Source organism: Negadavirga shengliensis, assembly GCF_042652345.1.
Lineage (GTDB): Bacteria > Bacteroidota > Bacteroidia > Cytophagales > Cyclobacteriaceae > Negadavirga > Negadavirga shengliensis.
In genome coordinates, this window is record NZ_JBHSJJ010000003.1 from 236857 (window position 1) to 260443 (window position 23587).

Here is a 23587-nt window from a genome sequence, read left to right on the forward strand (position 1 = left end):
TTTTGAAAATAGGATTGTTTTTCGGTTCATTTAATCCCATTCATATAGGGCATTTGATCATTGCGGATATTATGCAGGACCAGACAGACCTGGACGAAGTATGGTTTGTCGTTTCTCCCCAAAACCCGTTGAAGTCCAGCAAGTCCTTGTTGCATGAGTTTGACAGGCTGAGAATGGTGGAACTGGCCACGGCGGATCATTACAAATTCCGGGTGGTTGATGTGGAATTCCACATGCCCCGGCCCAGTTACACCGTGGATACTTTGGCCTATCTTTCCGACCGATATCCTCAATATGATTTTAAACTTATCCTCGGAGGCGATAACCTCAACCATTTTCATAAATGGAAAAACAGCACAGAAATCCTGGCCCACTATGGGTTATACGTATATCCACGGCCAGGCAACAATAAAGTCATTGAAAATGAAAACATTAAATATATAGACTCTCCCCTGTTGGACATTTCCGCTACTTTTATCAGGAACACCATAAAAAAAGGAGGCTCTGTAAAATACCTCCTGCATCCTGATGTGGTGGATTATATCCGTGATAAAAAACTCTATGAGTGAAGGGGGACACACAAGATGTCCTTTTTTGTTTTATTCTTTCGAAGCAGTCAATCTATCCTTTCTGGTGACCAGCCGTTGACTGATATGGTCCGCGACCATTTTCCCCTGCTCCACGCCATTTTCAATAGCGGGCATATAGTGAATACCTCCATAAAACCGGCTGATGGCAGCTTCATCAGCGGCTTCTTTAAAAGAATTGAAGCTTCTCGCCGCTAAGCCGTATTTGACTTCCGTGGAATCCAGAAAAGGAAACGGCTCACCCAGTAACCTGGTCAATGCATGGGAGGCAGCGGTGGAAATCACACTGTGTCCGCTTGTATATTCCGGAAAGGGCGGGGTCTGAAGGAGGGGGAGCCAATCTTCATCCAAATAGAGGTTGATATAGGTTTCCGGTCTGATAAGGATACTCCTGTATTTTTCGTCCCAACAAGCAATAAAGCCGTCGAACAAGTGGATGGAAGTTACCGCCAAGGTCTCAGAGGTAGCTTTCCAATCCAAACCGGCAGCTTTTGAAGCGATACAGGCGATGCCGACCCAATGTCCACCGGGGGTGATTTTTTTCTCGGCATACATAACATGTCCCTTTACATTCATTTTGTAAGGGTTACAGTCCCAGAAATAAGCGATGTCTTTTTGTTCCTTGGTTAGATTTATACCCGCATCCATCACTTCTTTGGCTTCTCTAAAAAATTCACTTTCCGGAATGATTTCAAAAGGGGTCGGGAGTGCAGGGAGATATTGATTGGCAGAATCCAGGGCGAACGGTCTGATCCTGTTCCAATGCGGTTCAATACCTTCCATGTATGCCGGCGGTGTGGGCTTCCATGTCCCGGGATCATTTTTAATGGTGTATTTTTCAAAGGACCTGCTTTGGTGGTAATTGTCTTTGCCCGCATACTTTAGAATATGCTCAGCCACAATTTCTCCCAAAGCAATTGAATTTTGAAATAGCGTTTTGGGCATGCCTTCATCCTTTAGCTTCTTATAGGTAGCCTCTCTGTGGGCGATCATTTCCTGTTCCGAAAAAACCAGTTGTGTGGCTACCTTGTAAAATGCAGCCAAAGCGGCCAAAGAATAGGAACATTCTTCACAGGCATCAAAATCGGCGGGTTCGGATCCGTTCAACTGTCCCATCAGCGAGACATATCGGTCATCGCCCGCCAATACAGCAACCTCATAAGCTGCTATAGCAGGATAGGCGTAAATCCGGCTTGCTACCGGCGGTGAAAAGATATCATGGACGATAACGTCTGTAAGCTTTTCATTGGCCTGAACCAATAAATCACCGGATTCCAACAGCTCTTTGTAACCGTCCCGCTCAGTACAACTGAACAACAGCACGGCCAATATCCAACTCATAAACTTTATCCTCATCATATTGACAATGGGTTAAGCATTCATTCAAGGGTAAAATTATAATATTTGCGAACTTTTACGAATGATTTATATCATATTTTATCATTTCCATATAGTTCATTCAAATGTTCTACATGTGGCTGATTTTGCTATGGATGAATAAACAGGGTAAAAGCTGTCTATTCCTTATCTGCGGCCATGATCATTTTTTCACGGTCTTTTAAACTTGCTTTGTATTTGTTCACAATCCAGTTGCCCACTTGCCTTCCTTGTTGTTGCCCGTTGACAATGGCATCCATATAATGAATCCCGCCATATAGCCGGGAAATGCTGGCTTCCTCAGCCGCCTGGTGAAAGGATTGAAAATCACGGGTGCCTAATCCATACTTTTCCTCAACCGTATCGGTGTAAGGAAAATCATCTCCAAAGAAATGGGTGAGAATGACCGCTGTCGTGGTGGATATGGTAGAATGGCCGCTCAGGTATTCCGGGAAGGGAGGGGTTTGCAGCATGGGCTGGTAATGCGGATCAAGATATTTTCTGATAGCCGTTTCAGGTCTGATCCTATGGCTTCTGTATTTTTCATCCCAACAGCTTATAAAGCCATCCATCAACCCGACGGCCACCCAGGTGTGTACTTCCATGGCCTCAGCAAAGCTTAATCCGGCTTGCAGACAGGCTATACCGGTTATCCCCATCCAATGCCCCCCTGGAGATATCTGTTTGATTCCCACCATTAAGTGGCCGGTTTCTTCCAGGGCAAAAGGATTACAATCCCAGAATGCCGCGATTTCTCTGTTCTCCCCGCTAAGGTCCACTTCATAAACTTCTTTCATCATTTCGTAAAACCCCGAGCCTTCCGCCGTGGAAAAGCCGATCGGCGGAGCCGGCTTGAACTGATCGGCCTTTTCCAATAAAAATGGTCTCACGGTATTGAAATAAGGCTCAACGGGAGTAAAGTATCCGGGAGGGGTGGGATACCAGCTTCCTTCCTGCTCAGAAGGGGTATACCTTGGATAATTGCTGATTTCTCTGTATTTGTCCTCTTGGGCATACGCCAATATTTTTTTACTGATGTATTTGGCATACGCTTCGGAATCATTCAGGACAGGGGCGGAAAAGCCTTCCTTTTTCCAGGAATCCAGAAGTTCTTTCTTAAAGTCAAGTAGCAGTTTGCCGGAAGGTTGCATGGCTGCAGCCGTTTCCACCATGGCAAGCAGAGCTGTCAACTGTACGTGGTAGTCATGATATTCTTTGGGATGATCTATATCAGGGTAATCATTCAATACGCCGAGCATCGATGCAAATTTTTGATCATGATGTGATATCACTTCATACCCTGCAAGGCAGGCATAAGCATAAAACCGGGCAGCAAGGGGAGGATTGGTGATGTCATGGACCATGACATCCGTCATTTTTTCAGTGATTGAACCTATCCTATCGGTCTGCGGCTCATTTGCTTCTTTCAACCGGTTTTCACAGGACAGGAGCAACAAGAGCCCGCTTATATACAAGCATATTTTTTTTCTCATCTTCACGCTATGCACCTCATCAAATACCTTTAATCAGTAAGTAAAATAACAACATAAACCTTTATTTTTCAAGACGATAAGCCCTTATTCCGTGTTGGTTGATGCCAAATAAAAGGGTATTTTCCGTTTTGACGATACTTCTGACATCCCCCTTGATGTCGAATCCTGAAATCCGTTGAGGCACATAAGTAAATTCTCCGTTTCCGTCACCTTTAAGTAAAATTCCCGGATTGGCATCATATTTTCCGAAACGCAGCCTTGCCTTTTCAATGTTTCCTCCTAAAATAAGGTCTTCATGGCCATCCTTGTCTACATCCACAGAAGTGATGGCAAAGACGGGAGAGGATTGCGCCATTAATGGAAGTTTTTTTGGAGCCAGCCGTTCCCCATCATTTAAGAAAAGCGCGGTTTCAAGAAAATCCGCCTGCATATGGCCGACACCTGCCAGTTCTTCTGCCGTGAAAATGTCCTCCAGTTTGGCTTCAGCATAATCAGCATAATTTGTGAAGCGGTTTCTCATGATTGAAATTTGCTCAAGAAGCTCATCTCTCGTTACATAAGGATAACTTTGTCCCTGAATATAGAAACTCAAAATGGGATCAACGGCTCCGTTATCATCAAAATCCTTAAAATGCATTTCGGCCGGCTCTTCCCTGCTGGCTTTCACCTGCGTATTCAGACCGTGGTTTCCAATTACCAGGTCCGGTTTGCCATTACCGGTGAGGTCACGGGCCAGAAGGGTGTTCCACCAGCCATAATAAAGCCTGTCAAAATAGTTGGCGGTGTGGTTAACCAGCTTCCCCTCTTCCCTTCCAAAGACCGTCACGGGCATCCATTCCCCCACCACAATGAGTTCTTTTTTGCCATCGCCATCAAGGTCAGCCCATTCCGCATCTGTTACCAGACCCATTCGGTTTATTTCAGCTGCCCATTCAGAGGTGTAGTCACTGAAACCACCATTACCGTTGTTGATCAGGACATAGCTTTTTGGGATTTCCGGATATCTGCCCGGAACCACTCTGCTTCCCACAAACAAATCAGGAAAGCCATCCCCGTTTATATCTTCTGCTTTCACCACACTGCTGCTGGTCAGCATTTTTGGAAGGCGGTTCTCTGCCTTCAGAAAATGGCCGTTTCCATTGTTCAAATAGATGCGATCCTGTAGCAGTGCATCTTCTGGCCGGAAGTTTCCATAACCGCCGCTGCATACGTAAAGGTCAAGTTCCCCGTTTCCGGTCAGATCTATAAACAAGGCATCGGTGTCTTCGTGATCCTTGTCTTTCTCAAGTTCATCCCCCGGCAGGAGGCGGTAGGTGCCGGAACCCTCTTTTACGAAAATTTTGCCTGACTCTCCCGCGTTACCTCCCACAAAAATATATTCCTGCCCATTCGCACCAACTCCGGATTTTTTCAGTACCGGGCCTGAGAAAGAGAGGGGATTGACCAGGAGGGGCTGCCTTTTGAAGTCATTGATATTCCTTTCCTGTGGCTGATGGAAAATGGGCGACGTAGTCTCTGTAAAATAGGTAATGGAGGGTTCTGGTTTTTGTCCCCTTTTGAGGGCATCTTTTTCAAAAAACTCCAAAGTCTGGTTTGCTGCTACATCATACCTGACCTCACCCATTCCCCCCGGCCACGTCACGACCACGGAATCGCACTTTTCATATTCGCCAAGCCCAAAATGAAGGATAGGCGAGACACTGGATTGATAGCCCCGGGCCGGCATCTGTTCCAGATATTGAACCTTTCCATTATGGTACAGGCTTATTTTGGAGCCAACGCCATAGCGGTTCCCGTTGCTGCCTTGTAGTTTGATTTTCAGATAGGATCTTTTAGAAAGGCTGTCGGTATTGTTTTGGTAGATGAATGCCGGATGGTTGATGTTATTGACCACCAGATCCAGGTCCCCATCGTTATCCAGGTCGGCATAAGCCGCCCCGTTACTGTTGGCGACTTGGTGAAGCCCCCATGTTTCCGTCGTATTTTCGAAGTGGAGGGTTTCCTTGTTTTGGTACATATAGTTCACCACATTGGAGGCAGGCATTTGATATACCAACTTCAATACGTTTTCCCTTCTTAAACCATTTTGATTGTTTTTAAGGTAGTCGGCCATGTATTTCAGAAAATCCATATTGGTGTAATCCCTGTAATAACCATTGGTCACAAACAGGTCTTTCCAGCCATCATTGTCAAAATCTGCAAGAAGCGCAGCCCAACTCCAGTCGGTATTGGATATACCTGCCAACTGTCCCACTTCGCTGAAAGTACCGTTACCATGATTCACATGAAGCATATTTCTCATGTACTGATAATGGAACCCCACCTTGAGATTGAACTCGAATTTTTCATAGTTATCGGGAGCCATCAGTAATTTCTGTCTTTTATTGTCTTCAGGAAGCATATCCAGCGTGAAAATATCCGGAAAACCGTCATTGTTGATGTCGGCAATGTCATTACCCATGGAAAAGTAGGAGATATGCCCCAGGCTTTCTTTGATTTTGTCTGTGAAAGTTCCGTCTCCGTTGTTGATATAGAGGTAGTCTGGGACGGTATAATCATTGCAGATGTAAATGTCCAGCCAGCCATCCCCGTTGATATCGGCGATGCCTGCCCCCAGACCATAGGAAAGGGCGGAATTTAATATACCCGCCTCCTGGGTGATTTCCACAAACCTGTCCCCGTCATTTCTAAATAACTGGGGTCCTGCCGGATCCGGATGTTTGAGTATTTCTGCAGTATTGGATTCATCCAATACCGGCAAGGATTTGGGGTTATGGTTCAACAGAAAAAGATCCAGGTCACCATCATTGTCATAATCAAAAAAAGTGGCCTGTGTACTGGTGGCGGAACTGGCTATTCCGTATTTTTCGGCTTCTTCCCTGAATACCGGAATGCCCTGTTCATTGGGCCCTTGATTGATAAACAACTGGTTTCTCCTTTTATCCGGTGGCAGGCTTCCTGAATAACACACATAAATATCAAGTAATCCATCGCCGTTTACATCTGCCATGGAGACGCCTGTTTTCCAGGGGCCGGGCCTTCCTGCTACGCCTGCAACAGCGGTAACGTCTTCAAATTCCATGTTTCCCTTGTTCATGTACAGCCGGTTGTCGACCATATTTCCTGAAAAATAGACATCGTCCAACCCGTCACCGTTGAGATCGCCGATCGCCACGCCACCACCGTTATAAAAGTACTCATACATAAGGATGTTGGTATTCAATCCTTCAGTCAATGTGTTTTCAAAGGCAATACCGGTTTGGGCAGGAGTAAGGAGTGTGAATTGCTTCAATTCGAGGTTTTGTGCCCCTTGTTGGTCTTGCTGGCAACTTGAAACGGATAATAACAGAATTAATGGAATGATTAAGCGGAAGTAAAAGCACATGACTAGGGTAGAATAATGGTTCAAATATATAAATATTTCATGAAGTTAGGGTAATACCTTTCAAAATTCGATAATATGGAAGTGATTGTGTATTAGGTTGTTGGATTTAATAAAGGTTTCTTAGGGGGAAATGCTGTGCAAGATCATAAAAAAAGAGGCTCCAAAATGGAAGCCCCTTTATAGTCAATTAGGATTACAATCGCGTCAGTAGCCTGGGTTTTGGATCAGGCTTCGGTTTCTTTGCATTTCATCAAAATGTATAGGCATCCAGTACATCTTGTCCAACCACAACCTGTTTTCTTTTCCGGGATCGATATCGATTACCTCATAAGAATAATTATAATATTCGGGATCGTATCGATAGACAGACAGTTCCATTCCAGGTTTAAGGGTACCTACAATGCTGATACCATTAGGTTGGCGACCCAAAGTTTGAGGCGCTATCATCCAACGTCTGGCATCATAGTATCTTTGTTCCTCATGAACCATCTCTTTTCTTTTCTCATTGATGTAGATATTTTTCAAGTCTTCCCCGGAAGCGGTGACTGCAGGCAGGCCCGCCCGGAACCTGATTTTGTTCAACCATGTTCTTGCTTCCGCATCTTCTTGCAGTTCGATACAGGCTTCTACATAGTTGAAAATTACTTCGGTAAAGCGAATGTGGGGCCAGGGAATCTCCTGCCACGTATTCTGGTCCACAAAGTTCGGATCAGGTTCAATGAATTTTCTGATATAATAGCCGGTGTAGCTACCATTCCAGTCTTCAATAACGCTGTTTCTGGTATCCAAACCAAAATGCGTGACTTTTTGTCCCTGAGAATTTACTACTTCGTAGGTGCCGGTTTGGATTTGACCCAATGGATCCCTTGCCTGATTGGCGGTAGAACGGGGTTTCCACGGAGCTCCCTCATAAAGGAAGGTAGCATAAAACCTTGCTTCTCTATCATGGTAAGGGAAACTTGCATGCTGGTTGTCGTTCCAATCAAAATCTGAACCATCCATCATGGCGTAGTCATCGATCAGCAGTTGGATGGGGGTGTTTCCCGCCCAATTGTTATAGCCATTGGGGCCATTATGCAAGCCATGCCTACCACCGGTTTCCGGTTTCTGGGACAGGAAATACCTTCCAAAGATCATTTCATTTTCCCCGCCGTTTCGGGAGAGGGAATTGTTCATATAGATGGTGATAGCGTCTTCATGAGCTACGGGCTCAGTGTGATGAAGTTCATTGCCATCCGCTATATCCAATACCGCTTTGGCTGCAGCTTTGGCCCTCTGCCATCTTTCTGCCCTGTTGCCGGAGGTATACCCTATAAGCTCCTTGTTCTCGTACGAGGAGATAACGCTTGATTTGGAAGAGGCAGTTGGCATGTCATGCAAGTCGCTGGCAGCGTAAATCAAGACCCTTGATTTTAAGGCCAAGGCAGCCACTTTGTTGGCCCTGCCTCTGACCAGATTGTGACCATCCAGTAGTTGAGCGGCATTGTCCAAATCACTGATGATGAAGTTTACGCATTCCTCAAAAGTATTTCTCGGAAGCTCATAGGTTTCCTCATCCAAAGTATAAGGCCTGTCAGCGATAGGAATGGCTCCGAAATTCCTCAGCAATTGATGGTGGAAGTAAGCCCTCATAAAAGTGGCTTCCCCAAGCAATCTGTCAACGATTCCTCCATCATTTGGAATCTGGGGATCGCTCAGGTTCTCTATGGCAATATTACAGGCCCGCAGGCTGTTGTACATATTTGGCCAGTTCCTGGTGCCATCCAACCAGCCAGGGTTTTGGGGATTGGATCTTGCTTCAGTTACCGTGTTGATGTTCCTTCCAGGGTGGGTGAAGATGGCTTCATCAGTAAGGGAAGCGAGGGCCTGCTCACTGAAACCTCCTTGACCTAAACCTGAATACAAATCCGTCACGAAAGCCTCGGCCAGACCCGCATCGGTCCAAACCGCAGCTTCTGACACTTCTCCTAGTGGCTGGGTATTCAGGAACTCTTCATTACAGGATGTATGGAGAAGAGTAGCTGCCAATCCTACCCATAAATATTTTATTCTATTCATTTCTTTAAATTTAATATTTTGGGAATTAGAATGTTACGGATAAGCCGGCATTGATAATCCTTGCTTGGGGATAATATTGTCCGGTTGCGTTATCTGATTCGGGGTCGTATACTTTTAGTTTGTCCCAAGTCAGCAAATTCAGACCATTGGCATAGAAACGCAGATTACTGATGCCGAATCTCTCACCGAATTGTGCGGGCACAGTATAACCGATTTCAAGGTTCTTTAACCGGATATAATCCGAGCTTCTGTACCAGAAATCATTTCCTGAGGAGAAGTACTGGTCACTTCTGTTGGCAATTCGTGGGTACTCATTGCTAGGATTGTCCACGGTCCACCTGTTTTCATAAAATTCCAACAAGTAGTTACCGATGTTCCCTGATTCTCCCAAGCTGACGAGAGCAATGGCACCGGCAGCTCCCTGAAACAGGACACTAAGGTCAAAATTCCTGAACGTTGCATTCATATTTACACCACCCTGAAATCTTGGGATGTTGTTTCTGTCAAGTCTTACCCTATCCAGTGGAGTAATAGCGCCATCACCGTCATAGTCCTTGAATCGCATATCACCAGGCCGCAGCTGGTTGGTAATGGCGGAGTAATCCAGTGTTTCGGCATCAATTTCCTCCTGCGTCGCAAATACGCCATCGTACAGGTAAACGGGCGCAGGGGTGTTCATTGGCTTTCCTGTAGATCTTTGCCAGTCGGGTGCTCCCGGAGGCTCATCCCAGTAAAGGATTTTGTTATAAGCATAACCACCATTGGCACTGATGCTGTAGGTAAGATCGCCTTTTTGGCCTCTATAACCTATATTGAAGTCAAAGCCTCTGTTATCCACTTCACCGATGTTTTCAGCGGGAAGCAGGGAAGCGAGCCCGCTGGATTGGGGCACGGAGGCATTTTTTCTCCAGAGAATGTTGGTCCGCTTGTTATAAAAGTAGTCGAGTTCGAAGAAGATCTGTCCTTGCAGCAATTGCCCCTCTATACCGATGTTAGCATTGTTTGCCACCTCCCAGGTAATCGCATTGTTTGGAACCCGGGTTTCGTAAAGTGTCTTGGCTTCCACATTTTCCAGAATATGGCTTCTGAAACCATAGGTGGACATGAACTGGTATTCTTGGAGCGTGTTATCATAGAAAATCTGGTCATTACCCATCTGTCCCCAAGACCCTCTTATTTTAAAGAAATCCATTGCAGGAACGGCATTTTTCCAGAAATTTTCTTCTGACACTACCCATCCTCCCATCACACCAGGGAAGAAACCGAACCGGGTCTGTTCAGGAAAAATGTAAGAACCGTCGTATCTCCATAGAAATTCCAACAAGTATTTTTCCTGATAATTATAAGCTACCCTACCGAAGTAATTCAACCTCGCTCTTTCAAAAGCTCCGCCGCCATTGTCTTTTTCGGCATCGCCACCGGCAAACATCTGGTCGATGGCCGGAGAGATAAAGAATCTTCTATAAGCAAAGAAGTCATCTCCATCCACGGTTTCTTTGTTTACACCGGCGAGTGCGCTGAAGCCATGATCACCAAACTGCTTGTCATAGGTGAAGATACCCCCCAGCAGGATGTTGAGCTGGTTGATGTTGGTTTGTCGAAGCCGGGGTTCAGCAGGTCCTCTCTCACTGGGGACCAATACCGGAGTCACCCCATCCGCTTCAAAGCCACTTCCTCTTTGGTACAAAATCCACGGTGTTTCCCATCTTTTCAGGAACCTGCTCAGTTTATCTACCGAAGCTGTACCTTGGAATTTCAAACCCTCCACTCCGGGGATTTTGATGTTAAGCGCACCATTGGTCTGGAAATAATCCCTGGTGTCCCTGTCATAGCCTGTGGCATTGGTAGTAATCACGACAGGGTTTTCACCGTTTTCGATATCCGGTCCCGGTCTCCCGTCAGGCCAGAAAGCCGGTTCGTGGGGTTTTCCCCTCATCTGCATCCTGAAGATGGCTCCAGCACCTCGGGTAGGAAAGAACCTGTATTCCTGTCTGGCAAGGACGCCCAACTGTAAATCAACGTATTCGTTGATTTTGGCATCCAGATTCAGCCTCATATCATACTGCTTGTATCCAGTAGCCGAATTTCTATAATAGGCATCCTGGTTTTGGTAACCTAATGATGCGAGGTATCTGATGTTTTCTCCACCACCGTTTAGTTGCAGGTTATGCCGGGATTGTGGAGACCAAGGCTTAAGGGTTTCCCTGAACCAATCTGTGTTGGGATAATTCCAGGGGTCTGTTCCCGCGCGGTGCATAGCCAACGCCTCAGGGCTGAAGGGAGCTGTACGCTCTTGTCCGTTAGGCCTGATATAACTACCAGTCTCTCTAAAGGCACTGGTAGCAGATGCCCATTCTCCTACGGGCAGTTCATACACACTCAGGTCATTTAGCATTTCACCGTATTGTGCGGCATTGGCCATCTTAGGAATTACTGTAGGTTGAGCAAAACCCTGGTTGAACTGATAGGTGAGTTCAGGCTTGCCGGTCTTTCCTCTTTTAGTGGTCACCAGAATAACGCCATTTGCAGCTCTGGCACCATAAATAGCGGCAGACGCATCCTTCAGGACGGATATGGTTTCGATGTCGTTGGGGTTAAGCCTTTCAATACCACCTGCCCTGGCCGGAATACCGTCGATTACGATAAGGGCATCATTGTTTCCCAATGTATTGGAACCCCTGATCCTGATGCCGGATCCGTCGTAACCCGGCTCGCCGCTTCTGTTTACGGCAATCACCCCTGCCATCCTTCCTGCAATGGAGTTTGTCAGGTTCATGGCAGGTGACTTTACCAATTCCCCGCCACTGACTGTGGCTACGGAACCGGTAATGGTTTCCTTTCTCTGTTCACCGTAACCTACCACAATCACTTCGCTGAGAGATTGCATGTCAGGAGCGAGGGTAACATCAATGTTGGTCTGGTTTCCGATTTCCTGCTCCATAGGAACAAACCCGACAAATGAAAACACAAGGGTTTCATCCCCGGCCTGCAGGGCTACTTTATAATTCCCATCAATGTCCGTCACTCCCCCGCGGGTGGTTCCTTTCACCAGGACAGAAACTCCTGGAAGCGGCATGTTGTCCTCACCGGAAATAACGGTACCCGTTACTTCCCGGGACTGGGCATGTAATGTCAGGCTGGAGGCCAGAAGTAAGGCCATACCCAACAAAAACAATTTTGTTTTGGGTAAATAATTGTGCATGCTTTTTTGATTAGGTTATTGATTAGTTTATGTTATTGTAAAAACAACACTTTAAAATTGTCGCATAATTTTCTTTTATGCAACAAAAAAATCCACATCTACCCAAGTCGATATGAAATAGTAATTGTATTATACACTATAATAGAGGGTTAATTATTAAAAAAACTTGATTTTAAATAACATAGATTTAATTAAATCGATATTTTTTTAATTAATCATTAATCAAAAATATTTGTTGTTTTGACAGTTTTATGTACTTCTTAATCTTTAGTTTAAAGGTTTTTCCAGCGATAGCCAATCAAATTAAAAACATAATTTAGATTTATTGGGGAGTGGGCATTGAAAAAAAGGAGCAAGTCGATGGGTAAGGGAGAGAAATGCTTATTTTAGAAGTGCGGTTTTCCCAATGCCATAATTGTTGCGTATATTTGGGCCGTAAGGTTTAATAAAGGAAAGAATGGTCAGCTTTTAGCTGTCTGTTCTTTATTTATTTTGACCTCATGGTTCCACAGGGATACAAGCATCCGCAAAACAATTTTCTAATAGAAAGGAAAAGGACCCCTCAATAGATAACTCACGTTTATTTAGGCAATCTGTGGTTGCCTAGAAACAGACCGCATGCTTTCACAATTTGCCAAAAATGTATTTTCATTTTATTATTGACAGAAATATTGTTTGATCGTCCAAAGTGTGCCACCCGGTCCAGCCGACGATTTTAAGCTTGGTGTCAGATGAGACGCTTGTCTGCAGGCAAATGGCCTTTGTCAAAAGCGGGCAGCCTCGATATTTTTCTACCGTTCCGATGTGGCGTTATTGTCTGTTATTTCGTATAGAAAAAAATATATTACTGTTTATTTATTTAAAATAACAAAGTATACCTTAGGTGATGTTGTCTGTTTGCCTATTTTGTTCATTTTTTGTAGTACAAATGTTCAAAGAAAGCATTGATATGAAAAACGGATCAAGCTCCAGGTTTGGACGGATGTGTTTGGCAGCGGTGATTTTCTCCTTGTTAGCAACGGGGTGTGCTGAAAATGACTTAGCTCCGAGTCATCCTGTAGAAGTTCGGTTCCAATTGCTCAATTCTGCCGGTGAACCTACTACGTCCTTTCACGAGGGTGAAGATATTGTCTTTGAGTATCGGATGCTAAACAAGAGTGATGAAGCTGTGTTTTGGTTTATGGAACCAGAAAATTATCAAGATCTTTTTACCGTGTTAAGTATAGCGGCTGGCCGCAGTAAAATGATAGGGACTCCTCACGATAATCTGAAAATTTATGTCAATGGAGTGCAAATGCAGAGGGGTAGTAAGCTTGAATCACATGCAGAAGTAGTAATCAGAATGACTTGGAAAGGTGACTGGGATGAGGCGATATTCTTTGGCACTCCGCTTGGTGAACCACATGAAGGGCATTTCACATGAAGGGCATTTCATAAGACCTTTTGAGTACAAAGGGAATGAAAGCCTGTCAGAAGGTAAATATGTTGTGGCGTTTGAACAAATATTGAAGTTTGTCGATCTGGGGAATTTACCTGTTAAGGAAAGCGTGTTCTTTGAAGTTTTTTGAGGGATTCCTGGCCTATGGTTAATACAAGATCCCCTACTACATCTAATCCAAAGAAAACAGGGAAAATTATCTCCCTGTTTTCCCGAAATAAAAATTTTGATTTATACTTTGAGGATTTCCTCTTCTTTTTTGTCAAATAAGCCGTCTATCTTGGCGGCATATTGGTCGGTGTATTTTTGTACCGTATCCTCCGCCCTTTTTATTTCATCTTCAGACGCGCCTTCCTTTTGAAGTTTCTTTAAGGCATCATTGGTGTCTTTCCTCACTGTTCTGATGCTTATTTTGCCATTTTCACATTCGGTTTTCACCTGTTTCACCAGGTTTTTTCTTCGCTCTTCCGTAAGGGGAGGAATGGTGAGCATGACCATTTCGCCATTGTTTTGAGGGGTAAGTCCCAAATCCGAGTTGATAATGGCTTTCTCGATTTCCGGGATAAGGTTTTTCTCCCAGGGTTTTATGGCCAGCGTCCTTGCATCCGGAGTGGTGATTGAAGATACCTGCTGTATAGGGGTGGGGGCTCCGTAGTAGGAGACCAAAATCCCGTCCAAAAAATTGGGCATTGCTTTCCCTGCCCTGATTTTCACCAATTCTGACGCGGTGTGGTCTACGGCCTTTTGCATCAGCGATTTGGCTTCGTCTAGATATAACTGAATTTCTTCCATGATATTTTCATTTTATTTTGAAGTGATCAACGTGCCAACCTCGTTGCCTTGAACCAGGTTTACCAGATTGCTTGTTTTGTTCATATCGAAAACAATGATGGGAAGGTTGTTTTCCTGACATAATGTAAAGGCGGTCATGTCCATTACGTTCAGGTTTTTTTCATAGACTTCCTGAAAAGTAATGGTAGAATATTTTTTGGCAAACTTGTCCTTCTCCGGATCGGCTGTGTAGACCCCATCTACTCGGGTTCCCTTCAGCACAACTTCCGCTTCTATTTCAATGGCCCTCAGGCTTGCAGTAGAATCGGTAGTAAAATAGGGATTGCCGATCCCTGCTCCGAATATAACAATTCTTCCCTTTTCGAGATGCCTGATGGCCCTTCTTCTGATGAAAGGCTCGCATACGCTTTCCACTTTTATGCCGGACATCAATCTCGTATACATGCCGTTTTGTTCGAGCGAGCTTTGAAGGGCCATGGCATTGATAAGTGTAGCCAGCATACCCATATAGTCTCCCTGGACCCTGTCAATACCCACTTTTCCGGCCTGGACACCTCTAAAAATGTTTCCACCTCCTATGACTATGGCAATCTCCACTCCAAGATCATGTACATTTTTAATTTCAGTGGCATATTCCTGCAATCTTTTGGAATCTATGCCGTAACTGTTTTCACCCATTAACGCTTCACCGCTGAGTTTTAGGAGGATTCTTTTGTATTTCATTTGTATAAATTTATCGCAATCATTCAGGTTGAATCGCCTGGCTCTTCTCCATCTGTTCGTGATACACCGGCGCCCAGGTTCTACTTAAAAACCCGACAAATATAAATCCTTGTTTTTAGAATATTAAATGTATTGATTAAAATTGAACCAATACCTGGTTTTTTTCTACGCCGTTTCCCTGACTGACATTCACTTTTTGGATGATACCGGAGCGAGGGGATTTCAAGGCATTTTCCATTTTCATGGCTTCCAAAACCAACAATACATCATTTTTTTTGACCTTGTCTCCGGCTTTTACTTTGACGTCCAGGATCAAGCCTGGCATGGGAGCCCGTACTTCCCGGATGTTCTCACCTCCCGGTTTTTCCAACCCCAACTTCTCCATCAACTGTTCTTGCTCACCTTTGATTTCCATTTCACAAAGTTTATGGTCAAGTTTAACAACAAGCTTGGAGGGAAGTTCGTGGGAGATGATCTCAAGCGTATACACTTTGCGGCGGGTAATGATCAAATAGGTGCGGGAGCCCGTTTTTTTAAACTCATAGCCAGCTTTTTTTCCGTTTATCCAACATCCGCTGTCCACGAGTTCAACTTTATAAGATCTTTTGTTAAGGTTAACTACATACATTTCTTTACTTTTGCGTTCAAAACAGTATGACAATATAAAGAACCTACCGCAACAAAGTGGTACGAAAATGAAGATAATCAAAAACCTGGTTAATTTTTTGGATTAATCAGGCTTAAACTTGAAATAGTATGCCGTCTTTCCGATTTAAAGTCTGTCATTTCTTTTTACTCCTGATAATAGGGGTCTTCTCCTGTAAATCCACAGAAGTGGCCACGGAAGAAGCAGGACAACCGATAGACACGCCGATTGAATCACCAACGGATACCGTTATTTTTCCAAAACAGGACACCTTAAGGAGATATAAAGAAGCTCTTATCAAAGAATACAGAAGTAGCCGTGAAAGAAATTTTGATCTTTTGCATACCAGTTTGGATTTGCGGTTTGATTATGGAAATCAGTTTGTTTTAGGCAAGGCCATGCTGAAGCTCAAGCCGTATTTTTATGAACAGGAATTACTGGTTCTGGATGCAAAGGACTTTGATATACATGAGGTTTGGTTGGAGGACCAAAAGGAAAGCGTGCCCCTGGCGTTTAATTATGATCAGAAACAAATCAAAATATTTTTGCCGAACGCCTTCACAAGGGAAGATTCCCTTGAAATAGGAGTGAGGTATACTGCAAAGCCAGAAGAAGGAAAAAGGGAGGGCAGCCGTGCCCTCACGGATACCAAGGGGCTTTATTTTATCAACCCCGACGGATCTGATCCCCATAAACCCGTGCAAATCTGGACACAGGGAGAGACCGAACACAGTTCAAAATGGTTTCCCACAATCGATAGCCCCAATGAAAGGCAAACCCAGGAAATAAAATTGACTGTGGATGAACGTTTTCTGACGCTCAGCAACGGGCAGCTTATCAATAAAACGCTTAATGAGGATGGTACGAGAACCGACCACTGGTACATGGACTTGCCGCACGCACCCTATTTGGCCGCCATCGTCGTAGGTGAGTTTGAACAGCTAACCGACAGTTGGAATGGCTTGGAGGTGAACTACTATGTGGAAAGCAAGTATAAGGAGGGCGCATCAAAGGTCTTTCAGCATACACCCGAGATGATAGGTTTTTTTTCCGATTTGCTGGGAGTACCCTTTCCCTGGCAGAAATATGACCAGGTAGTGGTCAGGGATTTTGTGTCGGGGGCAATGGAAAACACCACGGTGTCCATTTTTATGGATGCCCTCAACCTCAACGAAAGGGAGGGTGTGGACAGTGAATGGGATTATATCATTGCCCATGAATTGTTTCACCAGTGGTTTGGAAATTATGTGACGGCCGAATCCTGGTCCAATTTGCCATTGAATGAGTCGTTTGCAGATTATTCCGAATACTTGTGGTTTGAACATAAAGAAGGGAGGGATCAGGCGGATATGCATCATTTTAATGCCATGGAGCAATACCTCAATGAGGCCAGGGAAAAACAGGAGAACCTGATCCGGTATTATTATCAGGATGCTGAGGATATGTTTGACAGCCATTCCTACGCCAAAGGGGGCAGGGTACTGCACATGCTGAGGCAATATCTCGGAGATGATGCCTTTTTTGCTTCGCTTAATCATTACCTCACCGAAAATGCGTTTTCCAGCGTGGAAATCCATGACCTACGGCGGGCTTTTGAGGAAGTTAGCGGGAAGGACCTTAACTGGTTTTTTAACCAGTGGTTTTTGGATTCCGGGCATCCTTTTTTAGAGATTAAAATGGACAACAGTATTCCGGAGAATGTCGTATTGACCCTGCGCCAAAAGCAGGATCTTACCGAAACCCCGCTTTACCGGATTCCATTTACCGTAAGCATTTATAAAGGGTCAGAGAAAACCGAGAAGGTTTTTCTGATGGAAGAGGGGGTTCAGCAATTTGCTCTTGAAAACGGAGCGGACACTGATTTAATTATTGTGGATGAACACATGACACTTTTAGGAGAAAGAGAGAGTTACAGGGGCGTTGATTACCTGACCAAGCAATGGCAAATTTCCCGCTCAGGATTGGCGCGGGTGGAGGCACTTGATAGCCTTACCAATACTTTCAGTGACCGGGCTGATTTGGGGCCCATATTGACAGCATCCCTGACTGACCCGTTTCATGTGGTCAGGGAGCTGGCCTTGCACCGGATGCCTTCTTTACTGGGGAAAAATAACCTGGATCCGGACACGGAAGAAAAAATATTTGATCTTGCAGAAAATGACCCCAAAAATGCCGTTAGGGCGGCTGCAATTGAAGCGCTTGGTTTTTTTGAACCGTCCAAATACGAGGGATTGTTTTTGAGGCTGATCAACGATCCCTCGTATTATGTAGCCGGGGCAGCCCTTACTGCTTTTATGGATCTTGATGGAAACCAGGAAAGGAAGAAGGAAGTTTTTACCAGGCTCGAGGAAGAAAACAACATCAGGATAATTGCACCTTTAGCCGATTACTTGACTTCCAGTAAGGCATCGGGGTACTCTGACTGGTTTCATCGGAAACTGGCTGGTCTTACAGGCGAGTCACTCTATTATTTCATGGGATACTATGGGGATTATTTCGCAAGTGTGGAAGGGACAGACAGGGATAAAGCGATAGAAATGATGTATGGTTTGGCAAGCAGTCACCAGGCCAATTATGTACGGCTCTCTGCGTTCCAGGCTCTTTTTGGATTTATAGAAGAAGAGGAGGTCCTGCACAAAGCCATTTCCCTCTATGAAAAGGAAACCGATACTTTGGTTAAAAGGTATCAGATGTTTTATCTGGAACCCTACATGGATGAAAATTAACCACCTGAATAATAGGAGTATGTTTTTCGGGGTCCAAAAAAACAAAACATTTTTTTTAGAATATTTTGAATGTTTACCAAAAGGGTATAATTTTGCCATCCGTTAAGACACTAATGGGGTATCTTGTGAAAGTTCTGAAGTGGACTTTCCGTGATTTTGAAAGATTTGGGGGAATACCAAAGCGGCCAACTGGGACGGACTGTAAATCCGTTGACTTATGTCTTCACAGGTTCGAATCCTGTTTCCCCCACCGTAGTTTCTGTGAAAAGACGTCAGGGGGCATTTTTCTTCTGGTGAATGGAGGCGGGAAGCATTTGGGTATAAAAAAACAGCAATACAATTTCAAATATATTGGAACCCAAATGGAAAATATAAAAAAATCTGTATTTTTGGATACTCTATTGGGTTACGGATACAGAGAGAAAGTGACACATTAAGAAGTTAGACAGGCAGGGTTATCCCTGAGGATACGGCAGGATGAGTCGGCCTGATGGTAAAAATAGCAATAAGCGGGAGTAGCTCAGTTGGTAGAGCGGCAGCCTTCCAAGCTGCAGGTCGCGGGTTCGAGCCTCGTCTCCCGCTCTATGCTTTTATATAAAGCATATACTGGATGTCAAAAGCCGACGTAGCTCAGGGGTAGAGTGCTTCCTTGGTAAGGAAGAGGTCACGGGTTCAAATCCCGTCGTTGGCTCTGAACATTTAATTTAATTAAAACGAAATTTAATCTTTAACTAAACAGAGGATTTTCACGCATGGCAAAAGCAACCTTTGACCGTTCCAAACCACACGTAAACATAGGTACGATTGGTCACGTCGATCATGGTAAGACTACTTTGACTGCTGCCATTACCACTGTACTGGCCAGAAAGGGTCTTTCTGAATTAAGAGACTTCGCTTCCATCGACAACGCTCCGGAAGAAAAAGAAAGAGGTATTACGATCAACACCTCGCATGTTGAGTATCAAACTGAATCAAGACACTATGCGCACGTTGACTGTCCGGGTCACGCTGACTATGTAAAGAACATGGTTACAGGTGCTGCCCAGATGGACGGTGCAATTCTTGTAGTTGCTGCCACAGACGGACCAATGCCTCAGACTAGAGAGCACATCCTGCTTGCCCGTCAGGTAGGTGTTCCTGCCCTTGTGGTATTCATGAACAAGGTGGACTTGGTTGACGATCCTGAACTGCTTGAACTTGTGGAAATGGAAGTAAGAGAACTGCTTTCCTTCTATGAGTTTGATGGTGATAATATACCCGTGATCGCTGGTTCTGCCCTTGGTGCACTGAACGGTGAAGAGAAATGGGAAAACACGGTAATGGAGTTGATGGATGCTGTTGATCAGCATATCCCGCTTCCCGAAAGAGCTATTGACAAGGACTTCTTAATGCCTGTTGAAGATGTGTTCTCTATAACCGGTCGTGGTACTGTTGCCACTGGCAGGATTGAAAGAGGAGTGATTAACTCCGGAGAGGCAGTGGATATCATCGGGATGGGTGCTGAAGGCCTTAAGTCTACCGTTACCGGTGTTGAGATGTTCCGTAAGATTTTGGACAGAGGTGAAGCCGGTGACAACGTAGGTCTGTTGCTTAGAGGCATCGAAAAATCCCAAATCAGAAGAGGGATGATCATCTGTAAGCCCGGTTCTGTAACCCCTCATGCTCACTTTAAAGCCGAAGTTTACGTGCTTTCAAAAGAAGAAGGTGGTCGTCATACCCCGTTTTTCAACAAGTACCGTCCCCAGTTTTACTTGAGAACTACAGACGTTACGGGAGAGATCAAGCTTCCTGAAAATGTGGAAATGGTTATGCCTGGTGATAACATCACCATTGAAGTAACCCTGATTAACCCAGTTGCTCTTGAAAAAGGACTTAGGTTTGCTATCCGTGAAGGTGGCAGAACAGTAGGTGCTGGTCAGGTAACTGAAATTCTTGATTAATCATTCAAATTGAATACAATAACAAATGCGGTTCTGAAACTATTCGGGATCGCATTTGTTTCTTTGGACTTAATTTGCTACTTTTGCGTTCCCATTAAGAGGGGTGCTGAGCTTACGGGCGTAGTTCAATGGCAGAATAGCGGTCTCCAAAACCGTTGATGGGAGTTCGAATCTCTCCGCCCGTGCTATTGAGATAAGCGTATAACCATAACGGATGGCCGTCCACAACATAATGCAGAGTTTAGTGGGGTTTATCTGGGAGACATTAAAATTGGTTCACATGAATGTTAAGAATTTTGTAGTAGAATCCATTGATGAGATGAAGAACAAGGTCACGTGGCCTAAATATTCGTCTCTCCAGAACAGCGCTGTATTGGTGCTGGTGGCTTCGTTGATTTTCGCATTGGTTATCGGGCTGATAGACCTGACCTTCGAAAATATTATGACATGGTTTTATGATTTATTTTAATTGAATATAGAATTACGACGGGATGGCAGATCACAAATGGTACGTACTCAGGGTAGTGGCAGGTCAGGAAAAAAAGGCCAAGACTTATTTGGACAATGAGATAGCCCGCCAGAAGCTTGAGGAATTTATTCCTGAAGTATTGATACCTTCTGAGAAAGTATATGAGATGCGCAACGGAAAGAAACGCGTCAGGGAAAGGAATTTCTTTCCCGGCTATGTTTTGGTCAATGCGGATCTCAGCCATGGAGAAGCCAACCACGTGATAACAAGTATACCCGGCGTGATCGGTTTTTTAGGGTCAAACCAAGGGGGGGCTTCCAAAACCCCCGAACCATTACGACAGTCAGAAGTCAACCGGATTTTAGGCCGGGTGGAAGAGATTGACGAGTTTGCCGAAAAACTGGACACACCATTTATAGTCGGAGAGACCGTGAAGGTAATGGACGGTCCCTTCAGTGGATTCTCGGGTGTGATAGAGGAAGTGTTCGAAGACAAGAAGAAACTTAATGTTATGGTTAAGATATTCGGTCGGAATACTCCTGTTGAATTAAACTTTATACAAGTAGAAAAACAAGATTAGGAAATGGCTAAAGAAATCTCTGGTTATCTGAAATTACAGGTAAAGGGTGGCCAGGCTAACCCATCTCCTCCGGTTGGTCCTGCCCTTGGATCTAAGGGTCTGAACATTATGGAGTTCTGCAAGCAGTTCAACGCCAGGACTCAGGATAAAATGGGCCAGGTTCTTCCTGTACTTATCACGATTTATTCGGATAAGTCATTTGATTTTGTGGTCAAAACCCCCCCGGCAGCGAATATGCTTTTGGAGGCGGCCAAAATCAAAAGCGGGTCTGCAGAACCCAACAGGAAAAAAGTTGGCTCGGTGTCCTGGGATCAGGTGAAAGAAATCGCAGAAGTGAAAATGCCCGATCTTAATGCTTTTGAAGTGGAATCGGCTATGCGTATGATAGCAGGTACTGCCAGAAGTATGGGAATAACAGTTTCAGGAAAAGCTCCTTGGGAGGAATAATAACAAAATAATGGCTAAGTTAACAAAAAAGCAAAAAGAAGCTCTTTCTAAATACAATCCTAGCCAACCGTATTCCTTGGCTGAGGCTTCTTCAATTGTTAAGGATATCACTACTACCAAATTTGATTCTTCGGTTGACCTGGATATCCGTTTAGGCGTGGATCCGCGTAAAGCTGACCAAATGGTCAGAGGCGTGGTCGCATTGCCTCACGGAACGGGCAAAGAAGTCAAAGTACTGGTACTGTGCAGCCCTGATAAAGAGGAAGAGGCCAAAGAAGCAGGTGCAGATTATGTTGGCCTGGATGACTATATTGCCAAGATTGAAGGTGGATGGACCGATGTAGATGTAATCATCACCACCCCCAACGTGATGGCAAAAGTAGGTAGATTGGGCAGGGTGCTGGGACCCAGAGGGTTGATGCCCAACCCAAAGTCCGGTACGGTAACCCTTGATGTGGGAAAAGCAGTAAAAGAAGTAAAAGCCGGTAAAATTGACTTCAAAGTAGATAAGTTCGGTATCATCCACGCCAGTATCGGTAAAGTTTCCTTCAGCCCTGAGAAGATTCAGGAAAATGCGCAGGAGCTGATACTTACTATCTCAAAGCTGAAACCGGCGGCCGCAAAGGGCACCTATTTCAGAAGTATTCATTTATCCAGTACAATGTCACCGGGTATCGTCATCGATAAAGGGAGTATTCAAGGTATATAATTATGACTAGAGAAGATAAAAGGAACATAATTGAAGATCTTACCGAGAAACTGAAAGCTACTCCGCATTTTTATATCACAGATGCATCGGGTTTCAGTGTTGCGCAGGTAAATAGCTTCAGAAGAATGTGTTTCGAGAAAGGTATTGAGTATAAAGTGTATAAAAACACGCTCATCAAAAAAGCGCTCGAAAATCTAGAGGCGGATTATACGGATTTCTCCGACCAGACTTTAAAGGGGTTTTCGGGGATATTGTTTTCTCTTGAAACAGGAAACCTTCCTGCCAAGCTTCTGATCGACTTCCGAAAAAAACTGGGAGCAAAGGAAAAAAGGCCTGTTTTCAAAGGAGCTTCTATAGACGGAGACCAGTTTTTGGGTGAAAATAACCTGGAAATGCTCTCCAAACTGAAATCCAAGGAGGAACTTGTAGGCGAGGTAATCTCTTTGCTGCAGTCTCCGGCTACCAATGTGATTTCAGCGCTTCAAAGCGGGAAACATATTTTGGCAGGGTTGGTAAAAACTTTGTCGGAAAAAGAATCTTAATCAATTAAATCAATTAGTAAAAAACAATCAATTTAAATATTATTACGATGGCAGATCTTAAAGCATTCGCTGAGCAGTTAGTTAACTTGACTGTTAAAGAGGTAAACGAGTTGGCCGCAATTTTGAAGGATGAATATGGTATCGAACCTGCCGCTGCTGCCGCTACTGTAGTAGCTGGAGGCGGTGCCGCCGGCGAAGGTGCTGCTGAAGAAGAAAAGTCTTCTTTTGACGTTATCTTGAAAGCTGCAGGCGGACAGAAATTGGCAGTGGTTAAACTTGTTAAAGAATTGACAGGTTTGGGCCTTAAAGAAGCAAAAGAAGTGGTAGACGGCGCTCCTAAAGCAATCAAAGAAGGCGTAAGCAAAGAAGAAGCTGACGCGCTCAAAAAACAACTCGAAGAAGCCGGAGCTGAAGTTGAGCTTAAATAACATTGAATAACCATTCCTCTTGGGACTGGTTTATCAGAGAACAGA

At 44.5% G+C, this 23587-nt stretch carries 18 protein-coding genes and 4 tRNA genes; 14 read left to right on the forward strand and 8 right to left on the reverse strand.

Features of this window, described 5'->3' with window-relative positions; translation table 11 throughout:
• Positions 1–2 precede the first annotated feature (2 nt).
• Positions 3–569, forward strand: coding sequence for a nicotinate (nicotinamide) nucleotide adenylyltransferase (gene nadD, locus ACFPFU_RS06290; RefSeq protein ID WP_377062628.1), 567 nt, complete (start codon positions 3–5; stop codon positions 567–569).
• A gap of 30 nt (positions 570–599) precedes the next feature.
• On the opposite strand, the gene ACFPFU_RS06295 is transcribed toward nadD, so the two are convergent.
• The 5 genes from ACFPFU_RS06295 to ACFPFU_RS06315 form a co-directional block, all read right to left on the reverse strand.
• Positions 600–1946 (reverse strand): vanadium-dependent haloperoxidase, encoded by a 1347-nt coding sequence (locus tag ACFPFU_RS06295; RefSeq protein WP_377062629.1) that lies wholly within the window; start codon positions 1944–1946, stop codon positions 600–602.
• Between the two features lie 158 nt (positions 1947–2104).
• Entirely contained in the window at positions 2105–3457 is a 1353-nt protein-coding gene (locus tag ACFPFU_RS06300) for a vanadium-dependent haloperoxidase (protein ID WP_377062631.1), read from the reverse strand.
• A gap of 61 nt (positions 3458–3518) precedes the next feature.
• Positions 3519–6842, reverse strand: coding sequence for a VCBS repeat-containing protein (locus ACFPFU_RS06305; protein WP_377062633.1), 3324 nt, complete (start codon positions 6840–6842; stop codon positions 3519–3521).
• 204 nt (positions 6843–7046) lie between these two features.
• On the reverse strand, positions 7047–8900 hold the full coding sequence (locus ACFPFU_RS06310) for a RagB/SusD family nutrient uptake outer membrane protein (protein ID WP_377062635.1): 1854 nt from the start codon (positions 8898–8900) through the stop codon (positions 7047–7049).
• Positions 8901–8925: 25 nt separating this feature from the next.
• Positions 8926–12060, reverse strand: a complete 3135-nt coding sequence (locus ACFPFU_RS06315; RefSeq protein WP_377062637.1) for a SusC/RagA family TonB-linked outer membrane protein — start codon at positions 12058–12060, stop codon at positions 8926–8928.
• Between the two features lie 970 nt (positions 12061–13030).
• Here ACFPFU_RS06315 and ACFPFU_RS06320 point away from each other — a divergent pair.
• Positions 13031–13525, forward strand: a complete 495-nt coding sequence (locus tag ACFPFU_RS06320) for a hypothetical protein (RefSeq protein WP_377062639.1) — start codon at positions 13031–13033, stop codon at positions 13523–13525.
• Positions 13526–13771: 246 nt separating this feature from the next.
• Here the strand turns inward: ACFPFU_RS06320 and frr are convergent, their stop codons facing one another.
• From frr to ACFPFU_RS06335, 3 genes are all read right to left on the reverse strand, one after another.
• Entirely contained in the window at positions 13772–14332 is a 561-nt protein-coding gene (gene frr / locus ACFPFU_RS06325; RefSeq protein WP_377062641.1) for a ribosome recycling factor, read from the reverse strand.
• A gap of 12 nt (positions 14333–14344) precedes the next feature.
• Positions 14345–15055, reverse strand: a complete 711-nt coding sequence (gene pyrH, locus ACFPFU_RS06330; RefSeq protein WP_377062643.1) for a UMP kinase — start codon at positions 15053–15055, stop codon at positions 14345–14347.
• A gap of 136 nt (positions 15056–15191) precedes the next feature.
• A complete protein-coding gene (locus tag ACFPFU_RS06335; RefSeq protein ID WP_377062645.1) occupies positions 15192–15683 on the reverse strand; it encodes an acyl-CoA carboxylase biotin carboxyl carrier protein subunit in 492 nt (163 codons plus the stop codon).
• 128 nt (positions 15684–15811) lie between these two features.
• Between ACFPFU_RS06335 and ACFPFU_RS06340 the strand changes: the two genes are divergently transcribed.
• The 12 genes from ACFPFU_RS06340 to rplL all read left to right on the forward strand — a co-directional run bounded on the left by ACFPFU_RS06340 (position 15812) and on the right by rplL (position 23542).
• A complete protein-coding gene (locus ACFPFU_RS06340; RefSeq protein WP_377062647.1) occupies positions 15812–18427 on the forward strand; it encodes a M1 family aminopeptidase in 2616 nt (871 codons plus the stop codon).
• 167 nt (positions 18428–18594) lie between these two features.
• Positions 18595–18677: transfer RNA gene (locus ACFPFU_RS06345), tRNA-Tyr, on the forward strand.
• Positions 18678–18936: 259 nt separating this feature from the next.
• Positions 18937–19009 (forward strand) — tRNA-Gly (locus ACFPFU_RS06350).
• Between the two features lie 37 nt (positions 19010–19046).
• Positions 19047–19118 (forward strand) — tRNA-Thr (locus ACFPFU_RS06355).
• Positions 19119–19179: 61 nt separating this feature from the next.
• Positions 19180–20367, forward strand: coding sequence for an elongation factor Tu (gene tuf, locus ACFPFU_RS06360; RefSeq protein WP_377062649.1), 1188 nt, complete (start codon positions 19180–19182; stop codon positions 20365–20367).
• Between the two features lie 114 nt (positions 20368–20481).
• Positions 20482–20552, forward strand: a tRNA-Trp gene (locus tag ACFPFU_RS06365).
• A gap of 95 nt (positions 20553–20647) precedes the next feature.
• Positions 20648–20836 carry a preprotein translocase subunit SecE gene (gene secE / locus ACFPFU_RS06370; RefSeq protein WP_162341754.1) on the forward strand — a complete coding sequence of 63 codons (189 nt, stop codon included), beginning with the start codon at positions 20648–20650 and terminating at the stop codon, positions 20834–20836.
• A 22-nt stretch (positions 20837–20858) separates the two neighbouring features.
• The gene (gene nusG / locus ACFPFU_RS06375; protein WP_377062651.1) at positions 20859–21416 is read left to right on the forward strand and encodes a transcription termination/antitermination protein NusG; all 558 of its coding nucleotides are present in this window, start codon (positions 20859–20861) and stop codon (positions 21414–21416) included.
• A gap of 3 nt (positions 21417–21419) precedes the next feature.
• A complete protein-coding gene (gene rplK / locus ACFPFU_RS06380; RefSeq protein ID WP_377062652.1) occupies positions 21420–21863 on the forward strand; it encodes a 50S ribosomal protein L11 in 444 nt (147 codons plus the stop codon).
• A gap of 10 nt (positions 21864–21873) precedes the next feature.
• Positions 21874–22572: a 50S ribosomal protein L1 gene (gene rplA, locus ACFPFU_RS06385; RefSeq protein ID WP_377062654.1), complete on the forward strand. Its 699-nt coding sequence runs from the start codon at positions 21874–21876 to the stop codon at positions 22570–22572.
• Between the two features lie 2 nt (positions 22573–22574).
• Positions 22575–23114, forward strand: coding sequence for a 50S ribosomal protein L10 (rplJ, locus tag ACFPFU_RS06390; protein WP_377062656.1), 540 nt, complete (start codon positions 22575–22577; stop codon positions 23112–23114).
• Between the two features lie 47 nt (positions 23115–23161).
• A complete protein-coding gene (gene rplL, locus ACFPFU_RS06395) occupies positions 23162–23542 on the forward strand; it encodes a 50S ribosomal protein L7/L12 (protein ID WP_377062658.1) in 381 nt (126 codons plus the stop codon).
• Positions 23543–23587 lie beyond the last annotated feature (45 nt).

Bases quoted from the DNA above. Each gene is read 5' to 3' on its own strand.
- ACFPFU_RS06300 (WP_377062631.1), bottom strand. From the start codon at position 3,457: ATGAGAAAAAAAATATGCTTGTATATAAGCGGGCTCTTGTTGCTCCTG.
- ACFPFU_RS06335 (WP_377062645.1), bottom strand. From the start codon at position 15,683: ATGTATGTAGTTAACCTTAACAAAAGATCTTATAAAGTTGAACTCGTG.
- ACFPFU_RS06310 (WP_377062635.1), bottom strand. From the start codon at position 8,900: ATGAATAGAATAAAATATTTATGGGTAGGATTGGCAGCTACTCTTCTC.
- ACFPFU_RS06305 (WP_377062633.1), bottom strand. From the start codon at position 6,842: ATGTGCTTTTACTTCCGCTTAATCATTCCATTAATTCTGTTATTATCC.
- pyrH (WP_377062643.1), bottom strand. From the start codon at position 15,055: ATGAAATACAAAAGAATCCTCCTAAAACTCAGCGGTGAAGCGTTAATG.
- rplK (WP_377062652.1), top strand. From the start codon at position 21,420: ATGGCTAAAGAAATCTCTGGTTATCTGAAATTACAGGTAAAGGGTGGC.
- nusG (WP_377062651.1), top strand. From the start codon at position 20,859: ATGGCAGATCACAAATGGTACGTACTCAGGGTAGTGGCAGGTCAGGAA.
- tuf (WP_377062649.1), top strand. From the start codon at position 19,180: ATGGCAAAAGCAACCTTTGACCGTTCCAAACCACACGTAAACATAGGT.
- rplJ (WP_377062656.1), top strand. From the start codon at position 22,575: ATGACTAGAGAAGATAAAAGGAACATAATTGAAGATCTTACCGAGAAA.
- ACFPFU_RS06295 (WP_377062629.1), bottom strand. From the start codon at position 1,946: ATGATGAGGATAAAGTTTATGAGTTGGATATTGGCCGTGCTGTTGTTC.
- rplL (WP_377062658.1), top strand. From the start codon at position 23,162: ATGGCAGATCTTAAAGCATTCGCTGAGCAGTTAGTTAACTTGACTGTT.
- secE (WP_162341754.1), top strand. From the start codon at position 20,648: ATGAATGTTAAGAATTTTGTAGTAGAATCCATTGATGAGATGAAGAAC.
- rplA (WP_377062654.1), top strand. From the start codon at position 21,874: ATGGCTAAGTTAACAAAAAAGCAAAAAGAAGCTCTTTCTAAATACAAT.
- ACFPFU_RS06320 (WP_377062639.1), top strand. From the start codon at position 13,031: ATGTTCAAAGAAAGCATTGATATGAAAAACGGATCAAGCTCCAGGTTT.
- ACFPFU_RS06315 (WP_377062637.1), bottom strand. From the start codon at position 12,060: ATGGCCTTACTTCTGGCCTCCAGCCTGACATTACATGCCCAGTCCCGG.
- ACFPFU_RS06340 (WP_377062647.1), top strand. From the start codon at position 15,812: ATGCCGTCTTTCCGATTTAAAGTCTGTCATTTCTTTTTACTCCTGATA.
- frr (WP_377062641.1), bottom strand. From the start codon at position 14,332: ATGGAAGAAATTCAGTTATATCTAGACGAAGCCAAATCGCTGATGCAA.